At 50.3% G+C, this 18,635-nt stretch carries 22 protein-coding genes; 12 read left to right on the top strand and 10 right to left on the bottom strand.

Features of this window, described 5'->3' with window-relative positions; translation table 11 throughout:
* Window position 1: 1 nt before the first annotated feature.
* From ptsP to H8B09_RS24950, 9 genes are all read left to right on the top strand, one after another.
* Window positions 2-1,771: a phosphoenolpyruvate--protein phosphotransferase gene (gene ptsP / locus H8B09_RS24990; protein ID WP_191206314.1), complete on the top strand. Its 1,770-nt coding sequence runs from the start codon at window positions 2-4 to the stop codon at window positions 1,769-1,771.
* 188 nt (window positions 1,772-1,959) lie between these two features.
* Entirely contained in the window at window positions 1,960-2,427 is a 468-nt protein-coding gene (locus tag H8B09_RS24985) for a MarR family winged helix-turn-helix transcriptional regulator (protein ID WP_191206313.1), read from the top strand.
* Between the two features lie 19 nt (window positions 2,428-2,446).
* Window positions 2,447-2,818 (top strand): VOC family protein, encoded by a 372-nt coding sequence (locus H8B09_RS24980; protein ID WP_224753972.1) that lies wholly within the window; start codon window positions 2,447-2,449, stop codon window positions 2,816-2,818.
* A gap of 142 nt (window positions 2,819-2,960) precedes the next feature.
* On the top strand, window positions 2,961-3,296 hold the full coding sequence (locus H8B09_RS24975; RefSeq protein WP_191206312.1) for a PadR family transcriptional regulator: 336 nt from the start codon (window positions 2,961-2,963) through the stop codon (window positions 3,294-3,296).
* Window positions 3,297-3,307: 11 nt separating this feature from the next.
* A complete protein-coding gene (locus H8B09_RS24970) occupies window positions 3,308-4,129 on the top strand; it encodes a permease prefix domain 1-containing protein (protein ID WP_224754004.1) in 822 nt (273 codons plus the stop codon).
* A 213-nt stretch (window positions 4,130-4,342) separates the two neighbouring features.
* Entirely contained in the window at window positions 4,343-5,335 is a 993-nt protein-coding gene (locus H8B09_RS24965) for a lysylphosphatidylglycerol synthase domain-containing protein (RefSeq protein WP_191206310.1), read from the top strand.
* Complete coding sequence (locus tag H8B09_RS24960; RefSeq protein ID WP_191206309.1) at window positions 5,328-6,527, top strand: glycosyltransferase family 4 protein; 1,200 nt, start codon at window positions 5,328-5,330, stop codon at window positions 6,525-6,527. Before H8B09_RS24965 ends, H8B09_RS24960 begins: the two co-directional genes overlap by 8 nt.
* A 155-nt stretch (window positions 6,528-6,682) precedes the next feature.
* Complete coding sequence (locus tag H8B09_RS24955) at window positions 6,683-7,243, top strand: DUF1697 domain-containing protein (protein ID WP_191206308.1); 561 nt, start codon at window positions 6,683-6,685, stop codon at window positions 7,241-7,243.
* A gap of 1 nt (window position 7,244) precedes the next feature.
* Window positions 7,245-7,790, top strand: coding sequence for an AAA family ATPase (locus H8B09_RS24950; RefSeq protein WP_191206307.1), 546 nt, complete (start codon window positions 7,245-7,247; stop codon window positions 7,788-7,790).
* A gap of 171 nt (window positions 7,791-7,961) precedes the next feature.
* On the opposite strand, the gene H8B09_RS24945 is transcribed toward H8B09_RS24950, so the two are convergent.
* Entirely contained in the window at window positions 7,962-8,735 is a 774-nt protein-coding gene (locus H8B09_RS24945) for a hypothetical protein (protein WP_191206306.1), read from the bottom strand.
* A complete protein-coding gene (locus tag H8B09_RS24940; protein WP_224753971.1) occupies window positions 8,732-9,262 on the bottom strand; it encodes an RNA polymerase sigma factor in 531 nt (176 codons plus the stop codon). The genes H8B09_RS24945 and H8B09_RS24940 overlap by 4 nt, the downstream gene beginning before the upstream one ends.
* Before the next feature lie 186 nt (window positions 9,263-9,448).
* Here H8B09_RS24940 and H8B09_RS24935 point away from each other — a divergent pair, with 186 nt between their 5' ends.
* Window positions 9,449-10,012 carry a P-loop nucleotide/nucleoside kinase family protein gene (locus H8B09_RS24935; RefSeq protein WP_191206304.1) on the top strand — a complete coding sequence of 188 codons (564 nt, stop codon included), beginning with the start codon at window positions 9,449-9,451 and terminating at the stop codon, window positions 10,010-10,012.
* Window positions 10,013-10,188: 176 nt separating this feature from the next.
* Here the strand turns inward: H8B09_RS24935 and H8B09_RS24930 are convergent, their stop codons facing one another.
* Both H8B09_RS24930 and H8B09_RS24925 read right to left on the bottom strand, forming a co-directional pair.
* A complete protein-coding gene (locus tag H8B09_RS24930; protein WP_191206303.1) occupies window positions 10,189-10,848 on the bottom strand; it encodes a LuxR C-terminal-related transcriptional regulator in 660 nt (219 codons plus the stop codon).
* 167 nt (window positions 10,849-11,015) lie between these two features.
* Window positions 11,016-11,645, bottom strand: a complete 630-nt coding sequence (locus tag H8B09_RS24925) for a DUF975 family protein (protein WP_191206302.1) — start codon at window positions 11,643-11,645, stop codon at window positions 11,016-11,018.
* A 263-nt stretch (window positions 11,646-11,908) separates the two neighbouring features.
* Between H8B09_RS24925 and H8B09_RS24920 the strand changes: the two genes are divergently transcribed.
* Window positions 11,909-12,052, top strand: a complete 144-nt coding sequence (locus H8B09_RS24920; protein ID WP_224753969.1) for a hypothetical protein — start codon at window positions 11,909-11,911, stop codon at window positions 12,050-12,052.
* 96 nt (window positions 12,053-12,148) lie between these two features.
* Here the strand turns inward: H8B09_RS24920 and H8B09_RS24915 are convergent, their stop codons facing one another.
* From H8B09_RS24915 to H8B09_RS24900, 4 genes are all read right to left on the bottom strand, one after another.
* Window positions 12,149-13,111 carry an NAD(P)-dependent alcohol dehydrogenase gene (locus tag H8B09_RS24915; protein WP_224753968.1) on the bottom strand — a complete coding sequence of 321 codons (963 nt, stop codon included), beginning with the start codon at window positions 13,109-13,111 and terminating at the stop codon, window positions 12,149-12,151.
* 52 nt (window positions 13,112-13,163) lie between these two features.
* Entirely contained in the window at window positions 13,164-13,640 is a 477-nt protein-coding gene (locus H8B09_RS24910) for a gluzincin family metallopeptidase (protein ID WP_191206300.1), read from the bottom strand.
* A 516-nt stretch (window positions 13,641-14,156) separates the two neighbouring features.
* A complete protein-coding gene (locus H8B09_RS24905) occupies window positions 14,157-14,837 on the bottom strand; it encodes a M15 family metallopeptidase (RefSeq protein WP_318152755.1) in 681 nt (226 codons plus the stop codon).
* Window positions 14,838-14,926: 89 nt separating this feature from the next.
* Window positions 14,927-15,739 (bottom strand): CPBP family intramembrane glutamic endopeptidase, encoded by an 813-nt coding sequence (locus H8B09_RS24900; RefSeq protein ID WP_191206299.1) that lies wholly within the window; start codon window positions 15,737-15,739, stop codon window positions 14,927-14,929.
* Between the two features lie 221 nt (window positions 15,740-15,960).
* Between H8B09_RS24900 and H8B09_RS24895 the strand changes: the two genes are divergently transcribed.
* Window positions 15,961-16,302 (top strand): hypothetical protein, encoded by a 342-nt coding sequence (locus H8B09_RS24895; RefSeq protein WP_191206298.1) that lies wholly within the window; start codon window positions 15,961-15,963, stop codon window positions 16,300-16,302.
* 225 nt (window positions 16,303-16,527) lie between these two features.
* Here the strand turns inward: H8B09_RS24895 and H8B09_RS24890 are convergent, their stop codons facing one another.
* Together H8B09_RS24890 and H8B09_RS24885 are read right to left on the bottom strand one after the other, a co-directional pair.
* Entirely contained in the window at window positions 16,528-16,686 is a 159-nt protein-coding gene (locus tag H8B09_RS24890) for a hypothetical protein (protein WP_191206297.1), read from the bottom strand.
* A gap of 144 nt (window positions 16,687-16,830) precedes the next feature.
* On the bottom strand, window positions 16,831-18,606 hold the full coding sequence (locus H8B09_RS24885; RefSeq protein WP_191206296.1) for a glycerophosphodiester phosphodiesterase: 1,776 nt from the start codon (window positions 18,604-18,606) through the stop codon (window positions 16,831-16,833).
* Between the last annotated feature and the right edge of the window lie 29 nt (window positions 18,607-18,635).

Genomic DNA, 18,635 nt, shown 5'->3' with positions numbered 1-18,635 from the left:
TATGAGTACGACATTACAAGGAACGCCGGCATCCTCAGGCATCGCAATTGGATACGCCAAGGTGCTGCGTACGAATATAGAACCTCATGTCGTAAGCAAGATCGAACCTGCAATGGCGGAAGCCGAAGCAGCAAAATTCGATGCAGCCGTATCGACGGCCGCCGAGGAGCTGGACGCGATCCGCACGAAGCTTCTGGAGGATGGCAAGGCGCATGAGGCTGAGATCTTCGAAGCGCATGCCTTTCTGCTAGAGGATGAGGAATTGGTCGGGGCTGCTCGGGAGAAAATAACAGCTGAATTGTACGATGGCGTATCGGCCATCCTCGAAACGGCGAAGGAAGTTGCGGAAGTGCTCGGCGCAGTGGACGATCCGTACCTGCGCGAACGGTCCGCAGACGTGCTCGATGTCGGCCGCCGAGTCGCGCGGCTGTTAAGCGGCGAAGAAGCTGCTGACGCTGGACAGGATGCGATGGCAGGAGCGGGTGGTGCGACAGGGAATCGAGCCATTCTGATTGCGGAGGATCTGACGCCGTCAGAGACGGCTGGCCTCAATGCATCGACCGTCGCCGGATTCGCGACTGCGGTGGGAGGCGCAACGTCCCACTCTGCGATCATTGCCCGGTCAGGTGGGTTTCCGGCTGTCGTTGGCATTGGCGAGAGCCTGCGGGACATACGGAATGGACAGCTCGTCATCGTGGACGGCGGGGCCGGTCTCGTTCTTATCGAGCCAGATGCAGCGGCACTGGCAGAGTATGAAGCGCGTCGTTCGGCAGAAGGCGGCAAGCAGGCGGAGTATGAGGCTTTCCTTGACCGTCCATCCATGAGCGCAGACGGCGTACAAGTCGAGCTTGTCGCCAATATCGGCTCCTCGGCGGATGCGAAGCAGGCAAAACTTAAGGGTGCAGAGGGCATCGGGTTATTCCGTACGGAGTTTCTGTTTATGGGACGCGATACGCTGCCTACCGAGGATGAGCAATACGAAGCGTATCGGACCGTGGCTGAAGCATTCGGCGCGGATGCGCCCATCGTAATCCGTACGATGGATATCGGCGGCGACAAGGAGCTTCCGCTGCTTGAGCTCGAGAAGGAAGACAATCCGTTCCTTGGCTATCGGGCGATTCGGATTAGCCTCGACCGGCCGGAACTGTTCAAGACGCAGCTTCGCGCCATCCTTCGCGCGAGCGCGCATGGCAATGTGAAAGCGATGTTCCCGATGATTGCAACGCTCCGGGAATGGCGCATGGCGAAGCAATTGTTAGAGGAAGCGAAGCAGGAGTTGTCGGAAGCGGGCATCCCGTTTAATCCGAGCATGGAGACTGGCATCATGATCGAGATTCCGGCGGCGGCGATGATGGCGGACCGTCTTGCACGCGAGGTCGACTTCTTCAGCATCGGTACGAACGACCTCGTGCAGTACACGATGGCGGCGGATCGGATGAATCCGAAGCTGTCGAGCCTATCGGATCCATTCCATCCCGCTGTGTTGCGGCTTATTGACCGGGTGATCGCTGCGGCGCATGCCGAGGGCAAATGGGTCGGGATGTGCGGCGAGATGGCCGGTAATCCGCTCGCGCTCCCCGTTCTGCTCGGCATGGGGCTCGATGAATTCAGCATGAGCGCCGGCTCGGTGACCCGTGCGCGCTGGCTGTTGGCTCGGCTTGATCGGGAACGGCTGCAGAACCTCGCGAGAGCGGTTCTGGACGTGGACGACGCGGCGGATGCGAAGGCGCTTGTGCTGAGAGAAGTGCCGGAAGTTAGCGAGATTGTTTGACGTGCTAAATTAATGTATTTCCAAGCAGAGTACAGCCTACGGCGAGGTTGTACTCTGTTTTTTGTTGTGTGTCAATTGGAGCCGTAACTGGCCATACAACTTTTGTAAAAAAAATAGTTGCAATAGCATCCTATTTGGCATACACTGCAATTAGTTGCAATAACATCCTATCTGAGGAGGGAATCGAAATGACCGACGAAATCTGGCGTCCGGCAGGCAATAGCGCAGTGGAATCGCATGGCCAATACATCTCGGCGATTTATCGCCACATGCAGGTCGTCATTTCAGCCGAGCTGGCGCCTTATCGAATCGGGAGCGGCCAATACATTTTCTTAATGGCGATTGCATCAGGCCAGCCGATTACGCAGAAGGCGCTGAGCGAGAAGCTGCTCATCGACAAGACGACAACCGCGAAGGCGATTGCGAAGTTGGAGTCGGAAGGTTATGTGCGGAGGGAGGTTGACCCTGCGGATAACCGGTATCAACTGCTTTATTTGACGGAGTCAGGACGCGCGGTGGTGCCGCAAGTGCAGGAAGCGCTGGGCCGTGTCAAGAGCAAGACAAGGAAGGGCATTAGCGATGGGGAGTATGACTTGCTGTTAGGACTGCTGAAGATTGTGCTTCGCAATTTAAGCGAGACCAATATAATCGAATGATTCAAGGAGAGTGGATGAGATGATGATTGCGTACCCGATTATTGCAGTAGAGAACTGCAAGGATGAAATTCAGTATTATCAGAGCGTGCTGGGCGGGGATATTACGATTCTGCGCAAGCAGGGAGACGATGTGCTTAATGCGGATCTGAATGTTGAGGGGGCTGTTCTTAAGTTCAGTGATGTTAAGGCAGCGAGGCCATCCGTAAAGGGTGACTACGTAAGAGTTTTTCTGCGAATCGATACAGAAGATGCTTATCGACGAATCTACGGTGAATTTGCTTCCAGCGGGACGATTCATACGGAGATGTATGAAGCGCCATTTAACGGACTTCTCGCCATTGTTGCCGATCGTAACGGCGTGAGCTGGGTATTGTCTTATTATCGAACGTAGTCAACGCCATAACGTAAGTCATTCAAGCAGAGCTCGGCAAACAAGATGCCGATGCTCTGTTTTTTTATAACGTATACGCAGCGAAAACTACTATACAGTATAGAGTACTTTATGATATACATATTAGGAGGGGAGGATTATATTGGAAATTAATAAAGAAATGCTAAAAGGCTACATTGAGAGCATCATATTGAGCCAAATCTCGCAAGAGGATCAGTATGGCTATGAAATCTGCAAACGAATCCGCGACATTAGTGAACATACATTCGAAATCAAAGAAGGAACGTTATACATCGTACTGAAGCGGTTGGAGAACAACCAATTGGTCGAGTCGTATTGGAATGAAGACATGGAGAGCGGGGGCGGGAGGCGAAGGTACTACCGAATTACGGAGGCAGGCGTCGCTTATTTGCGCGAGAGGAAGGAACAGTGGGATTTTTTCAAAAGCATGATGGACATGTTCTATAAGGGGGTCTGAAGTTGAACCGAATGGAGAGTTACATTGCTAAGCTTAGCAGACATGTATCGCTGGAGCCGAAGGAGCTAGAGGAGTTCAAGCATGAGATCAGAAGTCACTTGACCGATACGGTGAAGGCGCTGCAGCAGGAGGGCTATTCCGAAGAAGAGAGCATGTCAATTGCGCTCAAGCGGTTTGGCGAAGAGGAACAGCTGAATACGGAGCTGAGGAGATTGTATCGATTCCAGAAGGGCTTCAACAAATCCATGCTTATCGCTTCTTGCTTGATGCTTGTTTTATCAGTTGTTTGCATCCTATTTGCCATGTCTCACAACGCTCGTAATAGCGACGACTTCGACAACATGCTGCATGGCTATCACAACCTTCTGGCGGGGAAAGTCACGGACAGCAGTATCACGCAGGAGGAGATGGAGGCCTACTTCAACGATAACAAACGCATTGTGCAGGCGGTTTCGTTATTGCAGATGAAGGACAGTCAGCCGACAGATACGTATACTTATCCGGTTAGCATGGAGAATTACGATTCTAGCGCAGTCTCATACGTTCCATTCAAGGTGGAGAACGATAAGCACGAAGTGATACGCGAGTTTCGCGTCGTGCTGGATCGGTCCGCGTTGTTCTCGCCGCAGCCCCATACTCTCACAACATCGGCGATGGTTTGCTTCGCCCTGTACTGGATTCTGTTCGGTCTGTGGAGCGTCATGAATGCTTATCGATTGGGTCGATTGAATATCTTCTGGGTGATCCTATTCTTCACCCTCAATATCGTTGCTTTCCTCTTGTTCCGGATGGTAGGGCAGATCCAGATGGGCCGGCTTAAGACCGCTGTGTAGATGTTAGACATAATGAAGAGAACATGAATGCATCGCCAATGGGACGAAGCCCTGGGCGGTGTATTTTTTTGTTTTACGAAGCTGGCTTCACTATGAGCTCACGACTGTTTTCGACAGTTGCTATGCGAAAACTTAATAAATATCTGCATCGCCGTTTACCGTTCCGACTTACAATCAAGGGATTACGTTACCGAATCGGAAAGTGGTGAAGCGATGGCGGCATTGCAGAGATGGGCGCCAAAGGTGCTCAAGTCGATTCTCGTGGTGGTAACGGTGTATTTCGTTGCACGAAGCGTCCCATTAAGAGCATCGGACATTCCAGCATTGCTAATGCGGGCAGATTATCGGTTCTATGCATCCATGCTGCTGTTCGCCGTATCTCTGATGATGCAGGCTAGCATTTGGGTGCTGATCGTGAATGCCTCGGGGGCGGAGGGAGAGCGGAAGGGGAGCAAGCTGCGACTGGTGACGGGGCTGCGCATCTTCATTGATTCGCAATTCGCCAAGTATATCCCGGGCGGCTTCTGGAACTACGCAGGCCGCATCGTGCTGGCGACGCGGGAAGGCGTTCCGATGCAGGCGCAGCTCGCCGCTATCCTCTACGAGAATGTTCTCCTAGTATCTGCCGCGCTCGTATACGCGCTTACTCTCGCTTTAAGCTTAGGCGTGTATCCATTGCCACTCCTATCAGCCGCAATCGTAATCCTTGGCGCAGCTTATTTATATTACCACCGCATTGCCACTTGGATTCGTCATCTGCTTGCTCCAGCGTCCCGTTGGAAGCCGTTAAAGAAGCTATTTGCCAAAATGCTAAGGCCCCATGCATCTACAGATGCCGACGGTACAGCGGTGTTGTCCCGAAATTCTTTCTTCGGCTATTTGGCGTGTTTTCTCGGCAGCCATTTTGTAATGGGAATGGCCTTCTGGATGTTGACCGATAGCTTCGACGCGGGTCGTATCGGCTTATTGTACGCAGCGGGAACGTTCGCCGCCTCTTGGCTGCTTGGATTGTTCAGTCCGCTTCCAGGGGGGCTTGGCGTAAGGGAAGGCTTTCTCGTTTATTTTCTCTCATTTAAGCTGGGTACGGATATAGCCTTACATATTTCGGTTATTGCGCGATTGTGGAACATCATGGCGGAAGTGACGTTCTGGTTACTCATTAAAGCGGTAGGCCATTTACCGAAAAGGGTGAAAATGTATGAGTAGAAAAGTCGTTCTCGTGACTGGCGTGTTTCCTCCCGGAATAGGCGGCATGCAAAATTATTACTACAACCTGTCGAAGCATACGAAACATGCGATAACCGTTCTCGCTTCAGACTATGAGGGAAGTGCTCCATTCGATCGGAATCAGCCATTCCAGATCATACGGGGATCGTTTATGCGAGGGGAGCGGGTGGATGTTACGAGCTGGGGACGGCTGTTCCGCTATGTTCGAAGAACACTCCGCAATGAAGAGCCAGACATTACGGTGTATGGATATGTGTTGATTGGCTTTATCGGGCTGCTGTTCAAGATGTTCGGCGGTCGGCGATACGTTATTTCGACCCATGGCATGGATATGCTTATGTTTCGGAAGTACATCGGATTGAATCAGATCGTGAAGCTGATATTGCGCAAAGCTGACGGTGTACTGACGAACAGTGAATATACGCGAAGACTAGTCGAGGAGTACGGTGTGGATTCGAGTCGCATTGGACTCGTGAATCCCGGGGTCGAAGCGATCTTCGATCGAGAGGAGAAGAATTCGGAGCTGCTGAGACAGCATGGCTTGGATGGGAAATACGTCATTCTGACGGTTGGCCGGTTGGTCACGCGCAAAGGGCATGATCGGGTGATCGAGTCCATGCCTGCTATATTGCGGCAGCTGCCGAACGCTGTTTATGTTATTGTCGGGGACGGTCCGGAGCGTGGGCGCCTTGAACAGCTTGCGAAGAGAACAGGCGTCTCTGAGGCTGTTCGGTTTATCGGCAACGTATCCGGGAGCGAACGGCTGAACGATTATTATAACCTCGCCGATCAATTCATCATGGCCTGTCGAGAGCTGGAGGAAGGTGACGTTGAGGGATTCGGCATCGTCTATCTGGAGGCGGCGTCAGCAGGCGTACCCGTTATTGCGGGACAGTCCGGCGGCGCATCGGAAGCGGTCTTAGACGAGGTGACCGGACTTATTGTGGCCCCAGAGTCGCATGAAGAAATAACTTCGGCGGTCATCCGTCTTGCGAGCGACGTCGCGCTAAGAGAGCGTCTTGTACGGGAAGGATATAAGCGCGCCAAGACGCAGTTCCAGCATGGAAACCTTGCAGAAACATTCGATCTGTACATCGGGCGGCTGTGCGCACGTCCGCTTCCGGGCAAGAAACGTGCCAAGAAGCCGGCTATCGAGCGAATGCGGTCTTGAGCCAAGACTTGAATAAGGCGATAAGACGGCCATTCGAAGGGGCATCTTATCGTTCTTTTTATTACCCTTTCGATAGATAAATTGCTGCTGAACGCTTGGTGAGTAGTATAATAATGTCAACTGGTTAGGATAGAAGAGCACAGGGAGGGCTAGCGGTGATATTCGTAGCTTTGCTTAGAGGCATTAATGTAGGCGGCAAGAATAAGGTCGATATGAAGAAGCTTAAGCTTACATTCGAAGGGATCGGCGCAACCGATGTCGTGACCTACATCAATACGGGCAACATCATATTCAGGGACGATAATCGCTCCGCTGCTGAGCTGAGCGGCAAGCTGGAGGAAGCGATAGCTGCCGACTTCGGTTTGACGATCCGGGTCATGGTCCGTACGCTGGATGAAATCAAAGGCATCATGGACAAGCTGCCCGAGCATTGGACGAACGACACGGATATGAAGAGCGATGTCCTCTACTTATGGGATGAGATCAATGACGAATCGGTGCTCGAGAAGCTAACGATTAATCCTGAGGTCGATAGCGTTACCTATGTGCAAGGTGCCGTCTTCTGGTCATATGACCGTGCGGATGCGGACAAGAGCGGCATGAACAAGATGGCGACCAGCAAGAAGGTTTTCCAGCAAATGACGGTACGAAACGTGAACACAGCGCGCAAAATCTACGAGCTCATGCAAGCCGCTGATAAGAAGGAGCTCACCTAGTATGTCAGAAGAACGGCCTATTACGATCGTCATTACCGGAATCATGGCTAGCGGCAAATCGACTGTTGCGCAGCTGCTTGCTGAACGATTTGAGCAATCGGTGCATTTGCGCGGAGATATTTTCCGTAGAATGATTGTCAATAACCGCAAAGAGGTTAATCCGGATGCGGGCAATGACGAGCTGGATCAGCTGCGATTGCGATATCGGCTGGCTGCACAGTCCGCGAAGACTTATCATGACGCCGGGTTTACAGTTGTCATGCAAGATGTCGTCGTTGGACCGTTATTGAATGATTTTCTTTCTTACGTCAATAATCATCCCTTGTACGTAGTGGTGCTCTGTCCAAGCACGGAGGCAGTCGCATTAAGGGAGGCCGCTCGTTCCAAGAAAGGTTATGGCGCCTGGACCGTCGAGGCATTGGATCATGTGCTGCGTAACGAAACGCCTCGAGTCGGATTATGGCTGGATACAACGGAACTGACTGCCGAAGAAACGGTAAATGAAATTATCGAGAGACTCCAGGACCGGGCATTATTAAATCGGTAAGGATTGGAAATGCGTACGACCTACCCCAATTCAAGGGACTTGAGGGAAGCGATCCGCTTCATTCATGAGAATTGCCATAAGCCGCTGGACCTTGCTATGGGGAGGTGGATGAAGCAGAAGGCGGCTTATTGCGAGCCGCCTTTTTCTATTTAATTAATGCTATTTGTACGTCTAGCTTGTAATGATGTTGCCGTGGGAGTCCAGACCTTGTACGGTGTATTTTTCATCCCGATGGAATGGAAGGGGGGCAAACCAGTAGGTGTACCCCTCCTGATAAGGTATGATCGTCGCGCTATGTTGTATCCCTTGTCCGTCCGTTACTCGGACTTCGGAAATGTCTGAGTCAACGACAATTCCGTAGAATAAAGTAGTGGTTTCTAGTCCACCACCTGCCGTAATTAATTTATCCTCTGCTCGTTCATAAAAGATCCCGTCTTTATCTACTCTAAATCCAGTGGATACAGTACCTCCCCATTGCCACGGCTGCCACTGCTGCATGGTCGGCTCAAAATTATCGACACGCAGCGTTATAACCTGAACGCCGGGGGGGTCATTTCGTCTCGCGATGACGGGAATGCCTGTGACCTTGGTAATTCTTTTGGAGAAAACCAGTGTGGACTTATCACTATAGTCCCGCACATAAAGCACATCATAACCGGGGCTCTGCTGGTTCACTAATTGCTGCCATTCGCTGTTATCAGCGGGCGTAGAACTGGTTGTAACGGTTGGCTTGATAGTCTCTCTTTCATTAGTAAACAGAATGAGTCCCAGTACGCATGCCATCGCAAGGCCAATGAAGGATAACCTGCGTGGGATGGAGGCTGTCTTACGTGTTGATGAAATCGCATTGATTGTGATCTTTGACGCTAATTGATCGGTGAATGTCTGCTCCTTCAATGGGTTGTCCTGCAGCGCGCCGTACCAGTCGGGATTCGGTTGATTCATGACCATTCCTCCTTCAATAACGCGGACATCCGCTTGCGTGCTCCGAACAATCTGGACTTTACGGTTCCTTCAGGAACTTGCAGAATACTTGCGATCTCTTTAAGAGAAAGCTGGTATTTGGCATGCAGCACAAGCACTTCCCGGAATTTGAGCGGCAATGTGAAAACCTGCTTCCAGACGTTGTTCGCCGCCTCTTTCTCAATGAACGATTGTTCTGCCGAATGCGAATAATCATTGGATGTTATGCCGACTAACAGCACTCTTCGAAAGAAAGCCGTATTCCGATAGTTGTAGCTGATGTTTCGAGTTATTTTCATTAACCATGTTTTGACCGAGGCTTCTCCGCGAAAAGAAGTGACATGCCGATACACCTGGATAAAAACATCCTGTGCGATGTCGTCGGACATGCTCCGATTCTTAGTGATGGAGTAAGCGAAGTTCCAAACCTCTTGCCCATATTTCGCGATAAGGTCTTCTAATGTTTGGGGATCCATCTCGGTCAGGTGCTTTAATGAATCATGGCTCAATCTTGATCACCTCGATATATAGACAGATTATACCTTTATTTGGTTCATTTTAATTGAAATTGGAAGGCAAACTTTTATACCGAGAATAAGTTAACCCAAACTAGCAATACCCCACGCATGGGGCTTCGACTATGATGAGGGAATGAGAATTCTATTACTCGCAACGAGGATAAGGAGGATGGACGAATGGAGACACTGCCATTATTCATTGTGACGGGAGCCAGCGGCGTCGGGAAGACAACGGTCATGCAGCACCTGAGAGCGATGATGCCTGAATTCGTAGTATTCAGTACAGACAATGATAATTTCGGTTCGACAGCTGCTAAGCTTGAGTATCAGGATCGATACAATTTGCTGCTTCACATGGCTTATGCCATTGCGCAGTCCGGTCGGGGCACGATTATATGCGGAACCGTCATGCCTTGGGATGCTCAGAAGTGCGATACGTATTCTAACTTTAGTGAAGTCTGTTTTATAAACCTCCACTGTGACGATGCAACTCGCAATTCCCGTCTGCGGAACCGTGCGGACAGCGCGACGTGGACGGATGAAATGCTGCAGCAGCACGAGCAATTCGCGCAGTGGCTTCTTGATAATGCGGATACCGCCTACGATCCGCCGATGCCTATCGTTAATACGACGGATACACCACCTTCCCAGGTGGCGGAGCAAATCCAACAATACATACAGCTGAGGTGGAATGAACGGGCATCTAGTGGAGATAAGAGTCTTGGGGGAGCTCTAAGCTAAGTTAATGTACAATTGGTCATAAAAAAGCTCGCGAATCCTTCCGGCCGTTAGGGCCGGTCGGATTCGCGAGCTTTATTCATTATTTGCCTTGCGAAGCTTCCTCTCTATTAAGCAGCAATAGCGCCTTCTGCCCAGTTAAGATGCTAGAAGTGACGTTTCGTCATTTATTATAAAAACTAATTTGAAGCTGCCATTTGGGTGAGGGCCCGGACGGCTTCACGACGGTTTTTGGCTGGAATTTTGGAGAAAATATGTGTCAGATGATTCTTTATCGTTCCCTGTGACAGACCTAATGCATCGGCGATTTCTTGATTTGTCAATCGCTGCATGAGCAGTTGAATGATCTGTTTCTCCCGATCTGAGAATTGATGATCTAAATGCATAGGAAACTTGATTGGACTAGAGGAACCATTAAGCTGCCTTAGTAAATACTGCGCGAGCATCGTCGCCACATTGTTAGGGTAGACGTGCTGTCCTTTAAGAACGTCTCGAACCACCTGCACGACATTGGAGAAGTTCTGATCTCTCACCAAGTATCCATTAGCGCCATAAGCAAGATATTGAATGATCGAATCCTCCTCGCAATCGGAAGCCACAATGACAATCGGAAGTCTTGGCGCAATCATTCGAATGGCTTGAATGTACGCGACTCCTTCTGCGACAGGCATGAACGTATCCAGCAGCATCAGATCGATCGGGTGTCGCCAAATATGCTCGAGGGCGCTAAGACCATGATGCATAAGGGCTGCGACCTCCATGTCCGGCTCTGCTTGAATCTGCTGGGATGCTGAGGTGGAGCGGGGATTTCCATCAACGACAATGACGATTTGATTCACATAAACCAACCTCTTTAACTAATAGGTATATTCTCCCACCAATCTACCATGTTCAACTATACATTTTCTGAACGATACCCCTACTTTAGAACTAGATTTAGATAAAAAAGACATCTACCCCTTCAAGAAAGGGTAGACGTCTAGTTAATAATGATGCAGGCGTAAGCTTAGAACGTGAGCGGAACAGGAGGTTTCTCCTCTTTGTTCTTCAGCTCGTCGTAGAGGTGAGCCGTCGTGACGGCCATGTACGGTCCGAGCCAGAGATAACCGATGCCGAACGTCGGGATGCACAGCAGCATCCAGCCGATGAAGGTGAGCTGCAGGACGAACATGCGCCATTTGTTGCCGGCCATCATCTGTTTGCTGCGGCGGATGGCTTCGAGCGGACTCATTCCCGGATTATCTGCAAGAATGTAGTAAGCCATGGAGTAACGGAAGGTAGCGATAATGCCGGGAATGATGAGCAGCAGCGTCCACAGCACGGTGAAGATCAAGATCAGAATATAGAGCAGGAAAGCCTTGACCGGGAAATTAAAGCCTTGATAGATGGATGTTGCAGGCGGTCTCTGATGACGGGCGATGGCCAGGAAGAAGCCAGCAGAACCAAGCGCAATCATTCCTGCAAGCAGATAGCTCATAATGTTGCCGGCAACTTGCATCGAGTGAGAGAAGAGCCCCAAGAAGGCGAGAATGACAGACGGAATGGCAGCGAGCAGGATGGCGCCAACCGACTTGCCCCATTGGCCTCGCAAGCTTTCTCTAGCTCTGCGGCGGAATTCAGAATAAGTGACGTTCACAATAATATCCTCCTAATGGCTTGTAGACTTAACAGCAAAATGTAAATCGATCAACTTGATATTCGATCATTCCGTCGGAAAACCTTCTTATTTGTCGAAAGTCATCGGGACAATAGAGGGGAATTCAGTCCCACTTAAGAGTATATACGCAAATGGGGCCGGGCTGATTCGGAACTTTTTTATTTGAGACCTAACATAAATGAGGGAGTTGTCATTTAAATCCAACTTTAACCATTTTTATGAGACGGATGATTTCACCGTTCTTGAAGCTGTTTTATTTCCCGCTGCCATACATATTGGCAGGTGTGGTGCTCGTCTACGCGATCAACATCGCGTCGGGTCTGTTCCCGGTGTGGAGGCTGACAGGCCGTTCGCCATCGCAGATTCTGAAGCATCATGACGGGTAGGGCTGAATAGATGGACACGAAGGAATAGATTAAGCACGTAAAATACAGAGCGCGGAGGAATGGATGCCGCTGCTCTGTATTTTTTTGTACAGCGGGTTAGTTCAGGTTCGGGGGATGATCGATGGATATAGCTACGCCGCCTGTTTTGCGGCCATTCTCTACATACTCGTGAGCTTCGGCAATCTGCTCTAACGGATAAGTTCGATCAACGATAGGGTGAATGCTGCCTGCTTCGATTAATGCCGTCAGCCTGGTAAGACGATCTGATTTCAGCTCCAGCTTGCCGTCATCGATGGAGATATGTTTGCCGTTCGCTGTTAAGGCGTTTCGGCACATGTCTTTCACCGGTGAGCGTTTAGCCTTGCCTGCTGTGTCGAGCATTAGGTCATACCGGTCGATTAACTGCCGCGCGTCGTCGTTGGAATTGGTGTAATCGATGACCTTATGAGCGCCAAGCGATTGGACGAATGCGAGATTGCGGGTGCTGCATACGCCAGTTACTTCGGCTCCGTAATAGCGTGCTAGCTGGATCGCGATTGTCCCGGAAGTACCCGAAGCACCGTAAACGACAACTTTGTGTCCGGGTTGGATTTTTCCTTCCTCAATGCGCTGCAGGGCAAGCAGGCCGCCATAGGCTGCGGCTGTTGCTTCCTCATAGCTGATCGTTGAAGGCATATGGGCGATACATCCGCGCATGGAGTCGGTTTCCTTCATACATTTGTACTGCGCATAGGTGCCGAGCCCAAGGCCCGTAACGCCGTACACCCGGTCGCCGGGCTGGAACCGCTTGATGTCTCTGCCCACGGACTCCACTTCACCAGCCAGTACCATCCCGATAATAGGCTTTCTTGGTTTGGTTAGGCCCAGCGCAAGGCGCATTGGCAGCCAGAAATGAAGGGGCAGCTTGGAGCCTCTTATATAGGTGTCGCTCGCCGTAACGGCTGAAGCATAAATTTTGATACACACTTCGTCGGGTCTTGGGGTAGGCTTCGGTACTTCTTTCAGCTGGAGAACATGAGGCGAGCCATACTTGGTGCATACTGCGGCTTTCATGAGCATTGGATCAGCTCTCTTCCGGGGGAAATAAACGCAGTTTCCGTGCATTCTCTCGTTACTTGTTCAACATGGCATCATGCCATTTCGTGAAGAATTGATCAAGCGGCATCGATAGCAGCTGCTCCATATGCTCTTGCTCCGGTTGCCGAATAATATCGTTCAACGTATCGGGCCCGAATGTATCCGTGATGTATTTCACCATGAGTCCGCTATAGAAGTAGGCCGCTCCGTGGGCTTTGTCGAAATAGTCGGGGTCGGCAAACTGTTCGAAGGTGGGGATATCGAAGTAGCGGTTCTTGCTCTGCATCTCTTCCTCCAACTGACCTGTCGCATAGTAGGCAGTGCCTTCGTCCAGCCATTTGAGATGACCGACATCTGGATTGATTCGCTGAATGATGAGATGAACGAATTCATGAACGATTTGCTGGTCAAAATTGCGCTTGGTCGTCTCGTCGCTTAAGTTGGCGGGCGTATATACTTTAATTATGCCGTCCCGTGCGTCGTAAGTACCTTCCGTGTCGCGGCCTATCATAGTCTGGTAGGCCTTCCTATCCGTATAGACATGAATAACGGTCTTATCCTTAACCTTGTACTGGAATAGCCCGGTTAGCCGAGTATAGTTCGCTTCGAATGCCTCTGCGAGCGACGCGACTGCATCAACTGCGTTATCGTTCGGACTGTTGTCTATAATTCTAACAAAAGTTGTTTAAATAGGATATATAAGTACGGATAGACGCTGGTCAATGATTGATGGGCAGGTGGTTGAATACCTGAGGTTACATTAGACTCGTAACAATCGTGTATAACAAACCGAGGCCTACTGAATATCGACCAAACTTATTGAGGTGATTCTATTATGAAGAAAAAGATAGTTGTTCTATTACTGATTATCTTAGCTATTGTTATTGTCGGAGCTGTTTCTATAAATAATTTCGGTGAAAGCCTTGGAGATGTAAATCAACAAATGGGCTGAAAAATAAATTCGCCCTCTCTATAAAGAAAGGACGAATTGTATTGTCGTTTCTCTCTCTGGCTCTCTAAATGAAAGCTAAGCCTCGACCACCGTATCCACCGATGGATAATGCCCTCTCTTCAACTGCCGAATGCTGTACCCGAAGTCCATCTGCAGGTGGGGGTTATCCTTGAAGCCTTCCCAATCGCCTCCCCAAGTGAAGCCAAGCTTCTTGGCGATTGCTACGACTTCCATCCAATCGGCTTTGCCATTGCCGTTGCCGTCATATTTCATATCCCAGATCACATCATTGCTCGGTGTCCGCAATGCAAAATCAATGGCGAGTCCGTAGTTGTGGTACGAATCGCCGCCCTTCACCTGCGTAACGACTGCGCCGCTGTCCCCACGGCCTTGGCGGTAAAGCGCATCCTGCTCGGCGGAACTGCGGAAGCCGTCTGTAATGACGACTGTAATGCCAAGCTTCGCTGCGCCAGCAACCAGCTTGTCGCCTGCCTGTGCAACAGCAGGATGAAGTCCGACTGGAGCGGGCGATTGCTCGATTGGGGCTTGTCGGTAAATCCAGACGGAGGCGATGATAATCAGGGCCAGCACAATAAGGACAAGCAGATTGATTTTCGGCCAAGGAAATGTATGTGCAGTAGAGCGTGCTCTTGATCGAACAGGGGTTGTATAGTCTGAACTTTGATTGAGATGCTGCATCGTAATAAGGGCCTGCCTTTCTTCCACGCTGAGAATGGTGGTCGGCTCATTGAACAAGCTGATATCTCTATTGTAAAAGAAACTTTCTTAAATAATCTTCAAGCAAAACTTAAAGTTTATTTAAGAATTGGATGCAGCAGACAACCTTAGATGTGGGTTGTTCGATACGTTCGATTAGTAGACCGCTTCTTGCTCCTTATAATCTGTCCAACCACCACAGCAATAATCGCAGCCATCGTACATGTAATCGACAGCGTTCCCATCGCCAACCGGCTGCCGTCTTCCTCATTGAACCAAAGAAGCAGGCCTAGATTGATTAACGCGTGGTATGCAGCAGCTAGCAGCAGTGTTCCGCCCCGTATGTTCCGCATTAGCTCGCCAAGGATAACAGATAGAGAAACGGCGAAGAGGATAAATGATGATGCATACATAATTCCCTCTGAGAATACACCGACATGCCAGATCCCCCATAGAATACCGACAACAATGGAGGCGGGGAGAACACCCATCCGCTGCTGAAGCGTGGGCTGGAGGAAGCAACGCCAGCCGATCTCTTCGCCTGCAGCTCCGATGAATTGCGCGATCACGATAAGCCAGAACGGATGGGATAGGGACGATGGCGGAGTATATGTCACCGAATGGTCGGTGAGCGTGTACCAGAGCCAGGCGCCGACGAATGTGAAGGCGATAAGGGCGGCTGAGATGATGATCCTATTCACTGGCAGCGGCCAGAGCCGCATATCGAGTGTGAATAAAGACCGGTTCTTATGACGCCACAGGAATAGAACGACGGCTGCACCGATAGCAGGTCCGAACTGCGTAAGTTGAATAACAATTTCTGGAATTCCAATCGAAGGCTGAAGAAGGCCAAGCAGCAGTGCCCCGACGGAGGTAACGATATAGAAAATGACAACCAATAGAAACAGACTTGGCTTCTTGTTTGCATACGTATTGTGCATGATCGAACTCCCTTTCCCAATAACAATTGTTGGAAAAATAATAACAGAGTCGTTCGTAACCCGTAACGGTCTCAGGGTCAATTCATACGCACCGCCTCAGGTCGAGGAGCTGCCGCGACTTGAGGCGAAGGAGGTACTGCAGTATTTTTAACATAGACTATTGCATCGCATACCATTCCGAGTATAATACTAGGTAAATGGTGGTCAGGATGGAGATAAGCATGATGCGCGCAGCCGAATCATTCGAGAAACAATGGATGGACGACCACTTGGATCTGCTCCATTACGCGAAGCAGATTGGAGATACCGCATGGCAGCAAGAAATTGTACGGACACTGGAAGATGCTAAGCGTCGGATCGAGCAAGCGAAGCTCGAAATACGCACGGAAGCATTGTGGCGGCAGTTCGATGCGATTAACACGAAAGTAGTGGAGTTGTACCGGCAATTGCGGGAGACGGGGAACGCTTATATCGCGGCGAAGATAACCGAAGAGGTGTGGCAGTTGAAAGTACGGCGCGTCGAGATTGGACGACAATTAAATGCTGCATTGCAGAAAACCTGATCACAATAAAAAAGCCCACATGCAGTGATCTGCTCTGTCGGACATCGGGTATAACTATCCAGTTGTTACATATGTGCGTGCAGTTGACTGCTCCGCAGCTTGATGTAGACGACCTTACACTTACGAGTGAGACGGGTATCCATTCCAAGATGGATATGTAAGATATAAATAATAGCTAAATCGACAACCGCTTGTATATGATTACGCCTTGGCAGAGGGGGAATCTTATACGGCGGTTTGTTTCATTTGACGCATCATGCTCATCATCATCGTCATCATCTCGTCGCACTTCTGCATGTTCGCCATCATGTCGTCCATGTTCGTATCCATCATGTTCATCTCTTGCATTTGGTCCATCATCATCTTCATCGTCGTCATTTCCATTGTTCGCACATCCTAGCTAATGGGTTTTATATGCATTCATTTCTGAGTGCGGAGGTTAGCGAGTGGCGTTCACTGATTTTATTTGTAAAAAGAAAGGTCGAGATCTGCTTGGCGGCAGCTGTCTCGACCCTTTTTCATTCAAACCTACAAATCAATGCCGATCATCGACTGTGCGGTCTCAGGAGTATCGGTGATAACACCATCGATTTTGAATTTAAGCATTTCCTTCAAATTGTGGCGTCCATTCACGGTCCATACCCAGACTTCGCGTCCGGCAGCATGGGCTCGATCGACAAGCTGCTTCGTTACCATGACCTGCTCTACCGTATAGAAATCGACGTCCAGCGACGACAGGTTCCCGACGGCAAAATACATGATTTGGCCGATTCGGATCTCGGGAGCGAGCTGACGGATTTGCCGCAGCGTGCTGCTGTCGAACGACTGAATATAGACGTCCTGTTCCATCTCGTAGTCGTGAACTAACCTTACGACTTCTTGCACGAGCGGCCCGCTTGGCCCCGTCGGCTTCAAATCGATAAGAACCTTGACCTGCCCTTGGGCTACATCCAATACTTCATCAAGCGTGGTGATAGGGATAGGCAACCCGTCCGGGTCATGGCCGATCGTGAGCTTGCTGACTTGAGCATAAGTCAGGTCGGCGACCCGTCGTTTCTCGCCAGCCATCCGATAGAGTGTAGCATCGTGATTGAGGACAGCTACGCCATCTTTGGTGAGCTGTACATCGATCTCAATGGACTGAATGCCTTTGTCAATCGAGTTTAGAATGACTGGCATGGAGTTCTCAGGACCGTTCGCGATGTCGCCTCCGCGGTGCGCCGAGATCAGGACGCTCCATTTGGCATAAACCAGATGGCTGCTCGCTCTCAGACCTACGAATAACATAAGAGAAACATAGACAACGGCCGCTGCGGCGAATAGTGCCCGTCTGCGGGTAAGCCGCTTTATGATGCTTGCCAGTCTATGCTCCCAACGTCCGAGGAAGCTGCGGTACAGCTTGAGATGATCCTGCGGCGCTTGGCCTTTCTCCCATTTGAATACATAGAACAGACGTGTTAACACGATGATGTTAAGCGGCATGATGGCCAACGTCAGCATGTATGTAAGCACAGTGGTAAGCGTCAAGGAATAGTGATCCGTGAATGCCTTGAGCACGTTATGATTAAGCCAGTTAGGCAGGAACGACAGCGATGAGAGCGCTGCGAAGCCTGTACCGACGACGAGTACGTTAATGAGGAACAACGAGACGAGCACTCTCGACTGTTTCCCCCGCGTTAATTCTTGACTGCTCCGGATCGCATTGCCGATCGTTCGGCCTTCCAAGACGATGTAATGGAGCACGAAGATCCAGCGGAGAACCAAGTAGATTGCCGCGATAAGAATAACAACGTAGACGGCAGACATAATCACGGACAAATGCAACACATTGCGCTCCAAGAAGACGGGCACGTTGAATAGGGCATAGAACGATTCCGACATCGGTGAATCGACGAACGGAATCAGTACGAGCAGCAGGACAAGCAGCTGTACGGTACCGAACCCGAGCAGGCGCGGCGTCTGGCGGAGAGCGGTTAAGAGCGCATCTGCGATAGCGACCCGGTTACCCCATAAGCGCTGCTGTACGATAACAACGAGTACACACAACTCGATGAATACGGCGAAAGATGCAATGAGACCAATGGCGGTCAGTCCTAGCATCCCCTTCCAATTCAGTCCGAGCTGGGCGATATCTTCGTTCATGAGCGAACCGGAACCAATAACCGTGAGAACACGGTTGAAGATCAGTGTAATAATCGGAACGATGATGACGCTGGTAAGCAGCATATATAAATATTCAAAAAACAACAGCTTGGGGTAAGCGGCACGGAAGTCGCGGATGCTTCGACTAAGCAGCTTAAGCATGGCGTTCATCCTTTCTTCAATGCAGCCTT

This window comes from Paenibacillus terricola, from assembly GCF_014779765.1.
GTDB classification, from domain to species: domain Bacteria; phylum Bacillota; class Bacilli; order Paenibacillales; family Paenibacillaceae; genus Paenibacillus_T; species Paenibacillus_T terricola.
The sequence above is the reverse complement of the archived record's forward strand: the minus strand, read 5'-3'. Positions and strand labels throughout refer to the sequence as shown.